Annotated in this window: 11 protein-coding genes; 5 read left to right on the top strand and 6 right to left on the bottom strand. The window is 68.1% G+C overall.

Annotation, left to right across the window (positions count from 1 at the left end; translation table 11 throughout):
• From RWO33_RS15090 to RWO33_RS15075, 4 genes are all read left to right on the top strand, one after another.
• Positions 1–246, top strand: a 246-nt coding sequence (locus tag RWO33_RS15090) for an SPOR domain-containing protein (protein WP_314105865.1), incomplete at its 5' end; no start/stop codon positions are given.
• A gap of 58 nt (positions 247–304) precedes the next feature.
• Positions 305–1,111 (top strand): CvpA family protein, encoded by an 807-nt coding sequence (locus RWO33_RS15085; protein ID WP_314105863.1) that lies wholly within the window; start codon positions 305–307, stop codon positions 1,109–1,111.
• A 29-nt stretch (positions 1,112–1,140) separates the two neighbouring features.
• Positions 1,141–2,607, top strand: coding sequence for an amidophosphoribosyltransferase (gene purF, locus RWO33_RS15080; RefSeq protein WP_068849542.1), 1,467 nt, complete (start codon positions 1,141–1,143; stop codon positions 2,605–2,607).
• A gap of 72 nt (positions 2,608–2,679) precedes the next feature.
• Complete coding sequence (locus RWO33_RS15075; protein ID WP_314105868.1) at positions 2,680–3,453, top strand: ferritin-like domain-containing protein; 774 nt, start codon at positions 2,680–2,682, stop codon at positions 3,451–3,453.
• A 22-nt stretch (positions 3,454–3,475) separates the two neighbouring features.
• Here the strand turns inward: RWO33_RS15075 and RWO33_RS15070 are convergent, their stop codons facing one another.
• Entirely contained in the window at positions 3,476–4,963 is a 1,488-nt protein-coding gene (locus tag RWO33_RS15070) for a DUF2235 domain-containing protein (RefSeq protein WP_314105860.1), read from the bottom strand.
• Between the two features lie 266 nt (positions 4,964–5,229).
• Here RWO33_RS15070 and RWO33_RS15065 point away from each other — a divergent pair, with 266 nt between their 5' ends.
• Complete coding sequence (locus RWO33_RS15065) at positions 5,230–6,432, top strand: M12 family metallo-peptidase (protein ID WP_314105867.1); 1,203 nt, start codon at positions 5,230–5,232, stop codon at positions 6,430–6,432.
• A 70-nt stretch (positions 6,433–6,502) separates the two neighbouring features.
• Here the strand turns inward: RWO33_RS15065 and lpxH are convergent, their stop codons facing one another.
• The 5 genes from lpxH to ppx all read right to left on the bottom strand — a co-directional run bounded on the left by lpxH (position 6,503) and on the right by ppx (position 13,883).
• Positions 6,503–7,243, bottom strand: a complete 741-nt coding sequence (lpxH, locus tag RWO33_RS15060; protein ID WP_314105858.1) for a UDP-2,3-diacylglucosamine diphosphatase — start codon at positions 7,241–7,243, stop codon at positions 6,503–6,505.
• A 67-nt stretch (positions 7,244–7,310) separates the two neighbouring features.
• On the bottom strand, positions 7,311–7,850 hold the full coding sequence (locus RWO33_RS15055) for a phosphatase PAP2 family protein (protein WP_145478475.1): 540 nt from the start codon (positions 7,848–7,850) through the stop codon (positions 7,311–7,313).
• Positions 7,831–8,967, bottom strand: a complete 1,137-nt coding sequence (locus RWO33_RS15050) for a glycosyltransferase family 1 protein (RefSeq protein WP_314105857.1) — start codon at positions 8,965–8,967, stop codon at positions 7,831–7,833. Before RWO33_RS15050 ends, RWO33_RS15055 begins: the two co-directional genes overlap by 20 nt.
• Positions 8,968–9,111: 144 nt before the next feature.
• A complete protein-coding gene (locus tag RWO33_RS15045) occupies positions 9,112–12,030 on the bottom strand; it encodes a TonB-dependent receptor (RefSeq protein WP_314105855.1) in 2,919 nt (972 codons plus the stop codon).
• A gap of 326 nt (positions 12,031–12,356) precedes the next feature.
• A complete protein-coding gene (gene ppx / locus RWO33_RS15040; protein WP_145478472.1) occupies positions 12,357–13,883 on the bottom strand; it encodes an exopolyphosphatase in 1,527 nt (508 codons plus the stop codon).
• Positions 13,884–14,095 lie beyond the last annotated feature (212 nt).

The following is a 14,095-nucleotide window of genomic DNA, read 5'->3' as shown; positions in this document are numbered from 1 at the left end:
GCCGCCAGCAGCGTCGGCTTCGCCGTGCAGCTGGGCGCCTTCGGCCAGGCCGCCGAAGCCAACGCCCTGCGCGACAAGGTCCGCGCCGCCGGGTTCAGCGCCTTCGTCGAGCAGGTACGCACCGACAAGGGCACGCTCAACCGCGTGCGCGTCGGCCCGGTCGCCAACCGTGCCGAGGCGGAGAACCTCAAGGCCCAGGTTGCGTCCAAGGTCGGCGTGGCCGGCATGGTCCGGCCGCATCCCTGATGCGGGCGCCGCGCCCGTGCCGGTGGGCCGGCGGGGCCCGTGACCGGAGCCGCGCAGCATGATCGATATCGTGCTGCTGGCGGTGATCGCGCTGTCGACCCTGCTCGGGGTGATGCGGGGCTTTGTCAGCATCGTGATCAGCACGCTGTCCTGGCTGCTGGGAGGTTGGGCCGCCCTGCTGTTCGGGGCCAGCGCGGCGGCCTGGTGGTCGGCCCCGGCCGCACCCGGCAGTGGTCACTATGTCGCCGGCTACCTCACGGTGTTCCTGCTGGTCATGGTCTCGGTCTGGGCGATCGGCCTGGTCGTGCGCCAGGCAGTGCGTTCAACCAGCCTGAGCGGCGCGGACCGCCTGCTCGGCGGCGGCCTCGGCGTTGCCCGCGGCGGGCTGATCGCGTGCGTGCTGCTGCTGCTGGCCTCCTATACACCGCTGACCCGTGAACCGGCCTGGCACACCTCGCACCTGCGCGCCGCGCTCGACCCCGGGGTGGGTTGGATGCAGGCGAGGATGCCGCGCATGCCGGAACTGCCACAGCTGCCCGACCTGAAGGACATGCAGGGCCTGCAGGGCATTCAGGCCCTGCCTGCAGCGTTGCCCGAGGTGAACACGGCGCAACTGCCGGTCGGGGAGTTGGGCAAGCCGGGCGCGACAGGCGATAATGGCGTCCTTGGCCAGTTGCTGGGTGGGCGCGGATGGCCGCGACCACTGGATGAAACCCCGCCGCAGGCGGTGGACCCCGCCGACGTGTGGGCCAACCAGGCACGACCAGGCTCCCCCCAGAACACCGATCCGGCGCGCGTGCGTGCGGACGACACCGTTCCGGCACGGAACGGTTCCCCCGGCCAGGTACGGCCACCTTCACAGTAGATGGGCCCAGCCCAGCGGAGATTCGCACCATGTGTGGCATCGTCGGTATTGTCGGCAACCAGAACGTCGCCGGGCAGTTGTATGACGGCCTGACCGTCCTCCAGCATCGCGGCCAGGACGCGGCGGGCATCGCCACCGCCGACGGCACCCGTCTGCGCGTGCAGAAGGCCAATGGCCTGGTCCGCGACGTGTTCGACGCCAAGACCATGTCCACCCTCGAAGGCCGGGTCGGCATCGCGCACGTGCGTTACCCGACCGCCGGTTCGGAAGGCATGGACGAAGCGCAGCCGTTCTACGTCAACTCGCCCTACGGCATCGCGCTGGCCCACAACGGCAACCTGATCAATACCGAAGCCCTGCGCCAGCAGGTGTTCGAACAGGACCGCCGCAACGTCAACACCGATTCGGACAGCGAAGTGCTGCTGAACGTGTTCGCCTTCGAACTGGACGCGCAGCGCCAGCTGACCCCGGAAGCGGCGATCCGCGCCGTGGCCGGCGTGCACCGTCGCTGCAAGGGCGGCTATGCGGTGATCAGCGTGGTGCTGGGCCTGGGCCTGGTCGCCTTCCGCGACCCGCACGGGATCCGCCCGCTGGTACTGGGCAAGCGCGCCCACGCCGAAGGCGATGAATACATCGTCGCCTCCGAATCCTCGGCGCTGGACGTGCTGGGCTTCCAGCGCGTGCGTGACGTGCGCCCCGGCGAAGCGCTGGTGATCACCGCGCGCGGCGAGCTGTTCTCCGAAGTCTGCGCCGAGCCGGCCGAGCACAGCCCGTGCATCTTCGAATACGTGTACTTCGCGCGTCCCGACTCGATGATCGACAACGTCTCGGTGCACAAGGCGCGCATGCGCATGGGCATCAAGCTGGGTGAGAAGATCCTGCGCCTGCGCCCGGACCACGACATCGACACCATCATCCCGATCCCGGATACCTCGCGCGACGCCGCGCTGGAAATCTCCAACGTGCTCGGGGTGAAGTACCGCGAAGGGTTCATCAAGAACCGCTACATCGGCCGCACCTTCATCATGCCGGGGCAGGGTGAGCGGGTGAAGTCGGTGCGCCGCAAGCTCAACCCGATCCACCTGGAGTTCCGCAACCGGGTGGTGCTGCTGGTCGACGATTCCATCGTGCGCGGCACCACCAGCCAGCAGATCGTGCAGATGGCGCGCGACGCCGGCGCGCGCAAGGTGTACCTGGCCAGCGCCGCGCCGCCGGTGCGCTACCCCAACATCTACGGCATCGACATGCCGGCGGCGGAGGAACTGGTCGCGCACAACCGCAGCGTGGAAGAAATCGAAGCGCACCTGGGCTGCGACTGGCTGATCTACCAGGACATCGAGGACATGGAAGCGGCGGTGCGCGAAGGCAACCCGGAGCTGAAGTCGTTCGATTCCTCCTGCTTCAACGGGGTCTACCCGACCGGAATCGAGCCGGGCTATTTCGAACGCATCCAACAGCTGCGTTCGGACGATGCCAAGCACAAGCGCCGCGCCTGAGGCCTGTAGGTGAGCACGTGCTTGCCGCAGGACGAAGCGGCTGGTGACCTGCTGCGCGCCGCGCAGCAGTGCATGGCCGAGGCGGATCCGCTGCGCAAGGTCGCGCTGACCCGGCATTACGCAGCGCAGTACCGGGCGGGGCAGTTGAAGGCGGACGCCGCCGCGCCGCCGCCCGAGCCGATCCGCATGCCGGGTCGGCCACCCCGGTTGCAGCTGGTGCACCCGCGCGACGTTCCCCGGCGCGGGCTGGGCAACGCCGAAGGCCGCGCGGCGTTCATCCATGCCATCGCGCACATCGAACTCAACGCGATCGACCTGGCCTGGGACGCGGTGTACCGCTTCCGCGGGCTGCCGGCATCGTTCCATGCCGACTGGGTGGGCGTGGCCGATGACGAGTCGCGCCACTTCCTGCTGCTGCGCGAGCGGCTGCAGGCCTACGGTTTCGACTATGCCGACTTCGGCGCGCACAACGGGCTGTGGGAAATGTGCGAGAAAACCGCGCACGACGGCCTGTCGCGGATGGCGCTGGTGCCGCGCGTGCTGGAAGCGCGCGGACTGGACGTCACCCCGGGCATGATCATCAAGCTGCGCTCCTCCAACGACCACGCCACCGCCGACGTGCTGGAGATCATCCTGCGTGAAGAGGTGGCGCACGTTGCCGCCGGCACGCGCTGGTACCGCTGGTACTGCGCACGCGAAGGTGTCGAGCCGCGCACGCGTTTCATCGCGCTGCTGCGCGAATACGCCAGCGGTTACCTCAACGGTCCGTTCAACCTGGAAGCGCGGCTGCTGGCCGGGTTCGACCAGGACGAACTGGCCGACCTGCTCGAACAGGCAGGGCGGTAGCGCCACGCCCGGCGTGGCCGCGCTACACGTTGCGCAGCACCACGCGTCTCCCGTCGTCCGTCGGCCGGTTGATGTAGAACAACCCCGGCCCGGGCCGGTACGGCAGCTCGCGCGTCGCATCGTCGGCGGCATACAGCAGCGCGGTATCCCCAAGCGCATCGAAGTTCCAATGCGCCGACTGCATCAGGTAACGCTGCCTCAGCAGGCTTTCCTGCGCCGCCTCCAGTGCCTGCCCGCGCAGCAGTCGCGCTGCGATCGGCTGCAGCTCGGTCGGCAACGCCAAGGCCGGATCGCTGTCCGCCGCACGTGTCCACGACACCCCCGCCGCCGTGGCGCGTTGCTGCATCAGCCGCAGCGCGACCAGCTGGTAGCGCCAGTCGATCCCACGCCGCAGCACCACGGCCGCGTGCGCGAACAGCACCCACTGCGGCAACACGCTGTCGCTGCCGGCTACGCGCATCTGCTGCCAGCGATGCCAGACGTCGACCCAGACGCTGTCCTCGTCCAGCCCGAGCGCGGCCTGCCAGCGCCGGCAGTCGGCCTGCGCCCGTGCGTACGCCTGGCTGGCGCGCAACACGGCCAGCGGCGGGGGCGCGGTGTCGGCCACGCCATGGTTGCGCAGCCGCTGCCCTTGCGGACGGGTCAGCAGCTTCGGACCTTCGATGCGCTGGTCGTAGCCGCCGCCGATGTTGGCGTGCACGCCGGGCAGGGCGATCTCTTCATGCTCGGGTGCCACGCTGGTGAGTGCGAAGTGGTGCCGGTGCTCGTCGCGGGCCACCAGCTGCACGACCTTGTCCGCGCAGTCGGGCGCCAGGCCCACACGCGGCAGCGCCTCGCGTTGCCGCGCATCGATCGCGACCACCGTATCGAACAGACCGACGAAACGTACCGGGCGATCCACCGCGCCGGCGGCAGGCTGCCAGCCGGTGCGCCGCAGCTGCTCAAGCAGCCACGCAGGGCCGTCGGTGGCGTTGAGGCGGTTGACCGCATCACGCGCCGACGCGGCACCGCGCGAAAAACCGAACAGGTCCAGCCGCACGCTGCCCAGCGCGTGCGCCGGCACGGTTCGTGCCAGTGCGCGCAGGGCCTCGGGCAGGCGTACGTCCAAGGCCTGCCGGACCTTGGCCGTGACCCCGCTGGGCCCGATCCCGAACGCCAGCCCCATCAGGTCGTCGTCCTTGCCGGTACGCGTGCCGGCGCCCTCGATGTAGATCGCCAGCGACAGCGGGCCCGGCCGGGCTGGCGCGGCGCGGCGGTGGTCGGGGTACAGGGCGTGCAGCCGGGCGATGTTGGTCAGCCCGTTGCTGAAACTGCTGGTCAGCCGACTCTGGTACGGCGAGGCATCATCGGCCAGGACGGCGGACGCGGGCGGCCGCGCTTCCGGGGTGGTGCTGCCGGCCGGGTGCGAGGCGCGCCGCAGGTTGTCGGCATTGTTGCGGGTGCCATCGAAGAACAGGCCGATCTGCAGCGCGACCGGCATGAGCGTGATCGGATCGGGCTGCCCAGCCATGGCCTCGCTTTCCCCTGTCGATGCGGGTCAAGGTAGCGCGAAAACGACACGGGTGCGACGTAACTGAACCGCTTCGGTTGACGGTCACAGTTCCGACATCTCATCCAGAGCCTCTATTGAATTCACGCGGGCAGTTGGCGCCAGATGGTCCAGCCTGCTGACAGGGGCGGCAGCGCGAACACGTTCACTCTGAATCTCACTCATAGCGAGGCGACATGATGTCCAGTCCGATGAGCAAGACCGCAGTTGCGATCACGTTGTCCCTGATGGCGATCGGCACGGCGACGGCCGCGCCCCTGTTTGAACCGGTGACAGTGCTGAGCCGCGCCAGCGCGGCCAGCGAACCGGCCGCGCAGGCCGTGCTGGCCGCCCCGTCGAGCGCTGCCGTGCAGGAGGTCCGGGTCGATGCCGGCACCGTGGCAGCCGGCCAGCGCCAGCTCGAGTTCGAACTGCTCGGTGCGCCGGTGAAGGCGCTGCAGCAGCGTGTGGAAAGCCTGCCCGATGGCGGCAGCATCTGGTATGGCAGCGTGCAGGAGGCGGGCTCGCGGTTGACCCGCGCAACGGGCAACGATCCGGGCAATTCGGTGATCCTGGTCCAGTCCGGCAACACCGTCACCGGTTCCATCCGGCGCAATGGCACGCTGTACCGGTTGCGTCCGCTCAGCGACGGTCGCCATGTACTGGTGCAGGTGGACGAGTCGCGCATGCCGGCCGACCACCCGGCCGACTACAACACGCTGCCGCGGATCGACATTCCGGTCAGCGAGCGGGTCGGCATCGCGCAGGCCTCGTCGGGTTCGCCGGCCACGATCCGGGTGCTGGTGGCCGCCACCAACGCGGCGGTTAACGCCTATGGCGGCAACATGCAGTCGCTGGTGCAGCTGGCGGTGGCCGAGTCCAACCAGGGTTACGTCAACAGCAACGTGGGCCTCACCCTGCAGCTGGCCGGCTACCAGGCGGTGTCGTATACCGAGTCGGGCAATTTCAGCACCGACCTGGCGCGTTTCCGCTCCACCAGTGACGGTTACATGGATGCGATCCATACCACCCGCAACAGCACGGCCGCCGATGTCGCGGTACTGCTGATCAACAACAGCAGCTATTGCGGGCTGGCCTCGGGAATCGGTTCATCGGCGTCCACCGCGTTCGCAGCGGTGTACTGGGACTGCGCCACCGGCTACTACTCGTTCGCGCATGAGATCGGCCACCTGCAGAGCGCACGCCACGACATCGCCACCGACCCGAGCACGTCGCCGTATGCGTACGGCCATGGGTATCGCTACCAGCCGACCACCGGCGCGCGCTGGCGTACGATCATGGCCTACGACTGCACGCAGGGCTGCCCGCGCCTGAACTTCTGGTCCAACCCCAACATCAGCTACAACGGGGTCCCGATGGGCATCGCGTCCAGTGCCGACAACCAGCGCGTGCTGGTCAACACCAAGGCCACCATCGCCGCGTTCCGCTGATGGTTTCCGGAGCACACGACCAACGGGTCGTGTGCTACCGGGTAGGTATCGACCGTTGGTCGATACGCTCCTACGCCAATGAATCCAGCGTCCAGCCCTGCGCGGTGACCCGCAGCACCGAGCCCTGTTCGTACCAGTCGCCCAGCACGATGCGCGTGCAGGTGCGACCACCGGCCTGCACGCTGTGGATCGCCGGCCGGTGGGTGTGGCCGTGGATCAGGGTGTCCACGCCGTAGCGCACGAAGGTGGCGCTGACTTCATCCGGGGCCACGTCGGTCACGGTCTCGAAGGTGGCGCGGTCGCCCTGCTTCATGTCCGACTGGCGCGCCTGGCTGGCGTCGCGCGCCTTCTGCGCGAAGGCGATGCGCGCGGCCAGCGGTTGCGCCAGGAACTGGGCCTGGAACACCGGATCGCGGGTCTGCGCGCGGAACTGCTGGTAGGCCACGTCATCGGTGCACAACAGGTCACCGTGCTGCAGCAGGACCGGCTGGCCGTACAGGTCGATCACGCTGGGGTCGGGCAGGATCCGGAAGCCGGCGCGGCGCGCGTATTCCTCGCCGACCAGGAAGTCGCGATTGCCGCGGATGAAATACACCGGAACCCCGGCGGCGGCCACGGCCTTGAGCGCATCGGCCACCGCATCGGCGGCCGGGGAGGGTGTGTCGTCGCCGATCCAGGCCTCGAACAGGTCGCCCAGGATGTACAGGGCATCGGCCTGCATCGCCTCGCGGCGCAGGAAGTCCAGAAACAGCGCGGTGATGGCCGGACGGCTCGGGTCCAGGTGCAGATCGGAGATGAACAGCGTAGTCATGCCCGTATTGTAGATCGTCAGATCCGTAGAGCCACGCCCTGCGTGGCTGCGCGGAATCTGCCATCCCTCATACCGGCAGGGGCAACCATTGCAGGCTGGCGCCTGCCAGCGCCGTGGCAATCGCCGTCGCCGCCAGCACGTCGCTGGGGTAATGCAGCCCCAGCACCACCCGCGACACCCCCACCGCGGCCGTGAACGGCACCAGTACCGGGGCCAGCCAGGGGTAATAGGCCAGCGCCACGATCGTGAACGACACCGCGTGCAGCGTGTGCCCGGACGGGAAACTGAATTCATCCAGCGGCGCCACCCACGCGCGGATGCGCAGGTCGGCCGCATACGGGCGCGGGCGTCGCGTCCAGCGCTTCAGGCCCTTGTACAGCAGCAGCGCCATCAGCCCGGTGGCGGCCATGTGCAGCGACGCGCGCAGGCCGTCGAACCCATCGAGCAGCACCAGTGCGCCCATCAGCGCGTACCAGAACACGCCATCGCCGAGCCGGCTGACCACGGCAAACCCGCGGCGGATGCGACGGTGCCGGCAGCAGTGGTTGGCGCGACGGCACCAGCGGGTTTCACGCCCGCGCAGGGCCTCAAGCGGCGTGGTGCGCATGCGGCCTCCGGGCCTTGGCCAGTTCGGCGAGCAGGGCGTCGAATTCCGCCACCACCTGCTGGGGGTGCAGCCGCTTCATCGCCGTGGCCGCGTTGCGGCCCAGCCGTTCGCGTTCGGCATCATTGCCCGCGAGCCGCACCGCCGCCTCGACAAAGCTGCCGTCATCGTCCACCGCCTCCCCGTTCTCACCGCTGCGCAGGTGTTCGCGCGCCGCGCCGTAGTCGAAGGCGACCGTAGTCACGCCGCTTGCCATCGCTTCAAGGGTGACATTGCCGAAGGTCTCGCTGCGGCTGGGGAACAGGAACAGGTCGCCGCTGGCGAAGTGCCGGGCCAGCGCGTCGCCGCGCTGCACGCCGCAGAAAATGAAGTCCGGGTTTTCATGCGCCAGCTTCTCGCGTGCCGGGCCATCGCCCACCCACACGAAGCGCGCCTTCGGGCGCACCTGCTGCAGGCGGCGGAACGCCTTCACCGCCAGCGCAAGGTTCTTTTCCGCTGCGATGCGGCCCACGTAGATCGCGGCAAACCCGGTGCCGTCGATACCCCATTCCTCGCGCAGCGCAGGATCGCGCCGCTCCGGCTCGAACTGGCTGCTGTCCACCGCGCGCGCCAGCAGGCGCACCCGGTCGAAGCCCTGCGCGGTGAGGAACTGCTGCAGCTCCTGCGTCGGCACCAGGGTGGCGTCGGCCTGGTTGTGGAAGCGCCGCATCCAGCGCAGCGCGGCGGCCTGCAGCCAGGCCACGCCGTAGTCGGGCAGGTATTCGTCGAAGCGGGTATGGAAGCCGGTCGCCACCGGGATGCCGAGGCGCCGTGCAGTACGCAGCGCGGACCAGCCCAGTGGACCTTCGGTGGCGATGTAGACGGCATCCGGGCGCTGCTGCTGCCATTGCCGGGTCAGCCGCTTGGGCGCGGGCAGGCCGAAGCGCAGGCCCGGGTAGCGGGGCAGCCCGGCGCCCTGCACCAGCAGCGCACCGGCCGCTTCGGCTTCCTCTGCCTGGCGCGGACGCACCAGGTCCACCGCATGCCCGGCGGCGCGCAGTCCCTGCTCCAGCCCCTGCACGGTCAGGGCAACGCCGTTGACTTCGGGGGGGTACGTTTCAGTGACGATGGCATAGCGCATGGCGGGCCTCCGGTTTCGGCCATGCTCGTGGGTGGCGATGTAGACGCCATGACGCGCGCATGACCACCGCATGACGGCGCCCGGGCACAAAAAAACCACGGCCCCGAAGGGCCGTGGTCGTCAGGCATCAACCGTGCAGGTCGATCAGAAACGCTGCTGGTACTTCATGTAGATGAAGCGGCCGATGTCGTAGCCGCCGTAGTACGAGAAGGCGGAGTTCGGCTTGCTGTACATGATCGGGCCGAGGCGGTCGAAGACGTTGTTGGCGCCGACCGACACGGTGCCGTCCCACGGCAGGTTGTAGCGGAACTGCAGGTCGTGGAAGGTGACCGAACCACGCTCGTTGTAGTTGCGCGAACCCTTGTACCAGGGAGCGTACTGGTTCGGATCCGAGCACTCTTCCGGGTACAGCGCGATGTTGGCGCACTGTTCCTTCACGCCCGAGTAGTAGCGAGCGGTCCAGCTCATGCCGAAGTTCTCCAGGTCCCAGCCCAGCACCAGGTTGGAACGGACGCGGAAGCCGCTGCCGATGCCGTTGGTGGTGGTCGGCACGACGCTGGCGTCGTTGGTCGACCGGTAGATGTTGCTCGACACGTAGGTGGTGGCCGAGTTCAGCACGAACTTGCCGAAGTCGGTATCCAGGCGATAGCTCAGGTCCAGGTCGTAACCTTCGGTTTCCAGGAAACCGGCGTTGCGGTTGCCGAACTTCAGGTTGGTCACGATGCCGGTGACCGGGTCGCGATCGAAGCGGCTGCAGCGTGCATCGATGCCCTGCTCGTAGCAGTCGATCAGGATCTGGCTCGGGGAATCGGCAATGATGGTGTTGTCGATGCGGATCTTCCACCAGTCCAGCGAGGCGTTGAAGTTCTGGATGAAGCCGGGGCTCCAGACCAGGCCCAGCGTCTTGCTCTTCGAGGTTTCCGGGGTCAGCAGCGGATTGGAGCCGGAGGTGAACGGCACCGGGGTGGCGTCGGTGGCCACGGTCACCGGCGTACCGCCCTGGCGCAGCTGGCGGAAGGTTGCGGCGTTGGCGATGTCACGCGAGCAGCGTGCACGCACTTCGGCGCTGGTGCGCGAGGAACCGAACACGGTGTCGCACGGATCGCTGAACTGCGCGAAGGTTTCCGAACCGCCACCGAACAGGTCGTTGATGGTCGGCGAACGGAAGCCCTCGGCCCAGGTGCCACGGACCATCAGCGAATCGATCGGCTTCCACTTGAAGCCGAACTTGCTGTTGAGCGTGTTGCCGAAGGTGTCGTAATCCGAGAAGCGGGTAGCACCGTTGAAGGTCAGTTCCCGGGCGCCCGGCAGGTCGGCCAGCACCGGCACGTTCAGCTCCAGGTACGCCTCGTTGACGGTGTAGTCGCCACCGGTCGGGCCAGCGGCCAGGTTGGTGGTGGCACCGGTCTGCGCCAGCGCATCGGGGGTGTACTTGCCTTCTTCCTTGCGGCTTTCAACGCCGAAGGCGAAGCCCAGGTCGCCGGCCGGCAGGGTCACGATCGAGCCGGCGATGTTGGCGAAGAAGTTCTTCGACGTGGTGCGGCCCTTGGTGACTTCTTCCGGGAACAGCCACGCCTGCAGCGCGTCATTGCCATACAGGCCGTTCGGCGCGGTCACGCCGTAGGCGACCAGCGGGTTCCACGGCTTGCACACGTCCAGCGAGATCGGCGCGGCAGCGGTACCGCACTGCACCTGGCCCGACGCGTTGAGGAACGACGGGCCCACGCCGCCGGCGACGCGCGCCTTGTGCAGGTTGCCGGTGGCCACCGACTCCAGCTCGTTGCGGTTGTACTGGTAACCGGCTTCCCAGTCGAAGTAGCGCTCGCCGATGTCGAACGAACCGTCGAACGAAGCCACCGCGCGGTAGGTCTTCAGGTTGCTGGTGGTGACGCGCGGAATTTCCCAGGTACGACGGTTCCACGCGACGGCGGTCGGGGTGGCATAGCCGTGCTGGCGGCCGAACGGGTTGAAGTAGCTGTCGATCGACATCGAACCGACGCCGGCAGTGCTGGACTGCAGCGGGTAGCCGGCGATCTGGCGGGTCGACTCGCGTTCGTTGTAGCCCAGCTCGGTGCGGAAGTTGATGCTGTCGGTGATCGCGAAGCGGCCATCGAAGTACACCGAATCGCGCTTGAGCGGATACATCACGTGCATCTGGTCGTTGGCGTTGCTCACGTCACCGGTGAACGGCGTGGTGTCGGTGCGGTGGTAGTTGCCCGGCAGGGTCGGGTCCGAACCGCGGTTGAGCGAGTAGCCGCAGCCGGCGGTGGCCGTGCAGCCCGGTCCGCGCAGGCCGGTGATCTGGCCGTACTGGCTGAGGGTGGTCCAGTTGCTGGAATCGAGCGGATGGCGGTCGGTCATGCCGTACTGGCTGAAGCCGCGGTCGCGGGCCCACACGCCCTTCTCTTCGGCATGCTCGGCCGACAGGGTCAGCGAGATGCGGTCGTTGCTCCAGCCGGTCACCACGTCGAAGCGGTCGCGGGCGCCGTCGCCTTCGCTGTACTGGCCGTGGTAGACGTTCACGGTGGTACCGGTGACGTTGCCGCGGGTGATGATGTTGACCACGCCGGCCATCGCATCCGAACCATAGATCGCCGAGGCGCCGTCCTTCAGCACTTCGATGCGCTCGACCGCCGACACCGGCAGGGTCGACACGTCCTGGTAGCCAGAGGTGCTGATGCCCAGGCGCTTGCCATTGACCAGCACCAGCGTGCGCTGGGTGCCCAGGTTGCGCATGTCGATGTAGGTGCCGCCGGCATTCTCACCGGCGGTCAGCGCATTGGCGCGGCTGATCGTCGGGCTGCCCATGGCGGTCACGTTCTGCAGGATGTCGGCCACCGAGCTGAAGCCCTGGCGCTCGATATCGGTGCGGCTGATCGCAAACACCGGCTGCGCGGTTTCCACGTCCACCGTACGGATGCGCGAACCGGTGATCTCGATGCGATCAAGGTTGGTGGGGTTCGGCGCGTCCTGTGCCATGGCCGGTGCGGCCACCAGGCCAGCGGTACCGGCGACCAGGGCAAAGCGGATCGCCTGCCCCAGTACGTTGATGCGTGAAGTCATTGGCTCTCTCTCTGTGGTTCAGAACTGAATCAAAAGAGGTCGGCGGGGTCCCAAGTCCCCGCGTCCCCCGAAAACCGCTCCAAATGGGGCGGCGACCCGATCTTAGTCCCAGTCGTTAAGCCTATGTAAAGTCTTTTGCAAAAAAAAATTCACGTCCTCGTAACCATCGGGACGTTTTTTGAGAGGAATCAATGAATTGTGACGTAACGCACACGTCAGGCTCTGTGTCCTGACGTGTCGAAATGTATCCCGATGCTGCGGCGCAGCATGTCCTTCTGCGCAGCGTCTCTTCCGGACGACCCCGCGCGGCCCTGCCGCGGTGCGGCTCAGGCCACGAAGGGGCGGAACTGGATGCCCAGCCCGGCCAGGCCGTCGGTCTCGCCGATCAGGTCGGCGCGCAGCAGGGGACGGGCGTCGATATAGGCCTGCGGGAGGATCAGTGACAGCCTGCTGTCATCCGCATTCAGTTCCAGCGCGGGAACCGGGCTCTCTTCATGGGCGCGGTTGAGCAGCACCGCGAGGCGGAGCAGGGCGGTCAGGCGCCGTGCCGGCTGCAGCAGGCGTTCGGGCAGTGCCTCGAACGCCGACTTGGAGACGTTGCGGCGGTGGCTGCGTACCAGCGCCGCCAGCAGCTGCTGCTCCTGCCGCGAGAAGCCGGCGATGTCGGAGTTTTCCAGCACGTAGCTGCCGTGCACGTGGTAGCCGCTGTGCGCGATCATCAGGCCCAGCTCGTGCAGGCGCGCGGCCCAGCCGAGCATGCGCGCGTCGTCCGCATCCAGTGACCAGCTATTCTCGACCTGGGCGAACAGGTCCAGCGCGGTGCGCTGTACCCGCCCGGCCTGGACCGTGTCGATGCCGTAGCGCAGGGTCAGTGCATCGACCGACTCGTCGCGCAGGTCGTTTTCGCTGGCGCGGCCCAGGATGTCGTAGAGGATGCCTTCGCGCATCGCCGCCTTGCTGACCAGCAGCTTCTGCAGTCCCAGCGCCTGGAAGGCGGCTTCCAGCACCAGGATGCCGCCGGCGATGATCGGGCGGCGGTCGGGCGAGAGCCCGGGCAGGTCGATGTCTTCGATCCGCTTGGCCTTGAGCAGCTCGTCGCGCAGCTGCGGCAGGGCCTCGGCGGTGATCGCGCCCTTGCTCAGTTTCATGCTGGCGCAGATCTCGCTGATCGCTTTGTGCGTGCCGGACGATCCCAGCGCTTCGTCCCAGCCCAGCGCGCGGTACTTGGTCGCGAACTGCTGGAATTCGGCGCCGATCTCGGTCAGCGCGTCCTTCCAGCGCTTCCGGCTCAGCTTGCCGCCAGGGAAGAAGCGACGGGTGCTGGCGATGCAGCCGGCCTGCAGGCTTTCGCGCTCCAGGGTCTGCATGCCCTGGCCGATGATGAATTCGGTGGAGCCGCCGCCGATGTCGATCACCAGCCGCCGCTGGTCGGGCTTGGGCGGCTGCGAATGGGCCACGCCCAGGTAGATCAGGCGCGCCTCTTCGCGCCCGCTGACCACTTCAATGGCGTGCCCCAGCGCGGTTTCGGCCGGCATCAGGAAGCTCTGCGGCGAACGCAGCTGGCGCACCGTGTTGGTGGCCAGCGCGCGCACGCGCACCGACGGAATGCCGCGGATGCGCTGGCCGAAACGGGCCAGGCACTCGAGCGCGCGCTGGCGCGCCTCGGCCGACAGGCCGCCCTTGCCATCCAGGCCGTCGGCCATGCGCACGGTCTCGCGCAGGCGGTCGACCACGCGCAGCTGGCCGAGCGTGTAGCGCGCGATCACCATGTGGAAACTATTGGAGCCCAGGTCGATGGCGGCGAGCAGGTCGCCATCCTGCAAGGCGGGCGGAGTGGTGGAGGTATGCGGCATGGGCGAATGGTAGCCGATGGCGGTGATGCGGGCTTCACCGTGGTGCCGGCCTCCGGCCGGCAGAAGGAATCCCGACCAACGGTCGGGATCTACCGATGGCGTTGATGCAGGGCCTTACAGGCCCGGCCACAACGCCCACGGTGCCGCATGCGGGGGCTGGTCGGGGCCGGGCGGGGCTGTGCGGGACGCGCCCTCGGCGGGCCGTTCCCAGG

Origin of the sequence: uncultured Stenotrophomonas sp., assembly GCF_963519925.1 — a bacterium.
Classification (GTDB): domain Bacteria; phylum Pseudomonadota; class Gammaproteobacteria; order Xanthomonadales; family Xanthomonadaceae; genus Stenotrophomonas; species Stenotrophomonas maltophilia_AE.
The sequence above is the reverse complement of the archived record's forward strand: the minus strand, read 5'-3'. Positions and strand labels throughout refer to the sequence as shown.

Bases quoted from the DNA above. Each gene is read 5' to 3' on its own strand.
- RWO33_RS15085 (WP_314105863.1), top strand. From the start codon at position 305: ATGATCGATATCGTGCTGCTGGCGGTGATCGCGCTGTCGACCCTGCTC.
- purF (WP_068849542.1), top strand. From the start codon at position 1,141: ATGTGTGGCATCGTCGGTATTGTCGGCAACCAGAACGTCGCCGGGCAG.
- RWO33_RS15075 (WP_314105868.1), top strand. From the start codon at position 2,680: ATGGCCGAGGCGGATCCGCTGCGCAAGGTCGCGCTGACCCGGCATTAC.
- RWO33_RS15070 (WP_314105860.1), bottom strand. From the start codon at position 4,963: ATGGCTGGGCAGCCCGATCCGATCACGCTCATGCCGGTCGCGCTGCAG.
- RWO33_RS15065 (WP_314105867.1), top strand. From the start codon at position 5,230: ATGGCGATCGGCACGGCGACGGCCGCGCCCCTGTTTGAACCGGTGACA.
- lpxH (WP_314105858.1), bottom strand. From the start codon at position 7,243: ATGACTACGCTGTTCATCTCCGATCTGCACCTGGACCCGAGCCGTCCG.
- RWO33_RS15055 (WP_145478475.1), bottom strand. From the start codon at position 7,850: ATGCGCACCACGCCGCTTGAGGCCCTGCGCGGGCGTGAAACCCGCTGG.
- RWO33_RS15050 (WP_314105857.1), bottom strand. From the start codon at position 8,967: ATGCGCTATGCCATCGTCACTGAAACGTACCCCCCCGAAGTCAACGGC.
- RWO33_RS15045 (WP_314105855.1), bottom strand. From the start codon at position 12,030: ATGACTTCACGCATCAACGTACTGGGGCAGGCGATCCGCTTTGCCCTG.
- ppx (WP_145478472.1), bottom strand. From the start codon at position 13,883: ATGCCGCATACCTCCACCACTCCGCCCGCCTTGCAGGATGGCGACCTG.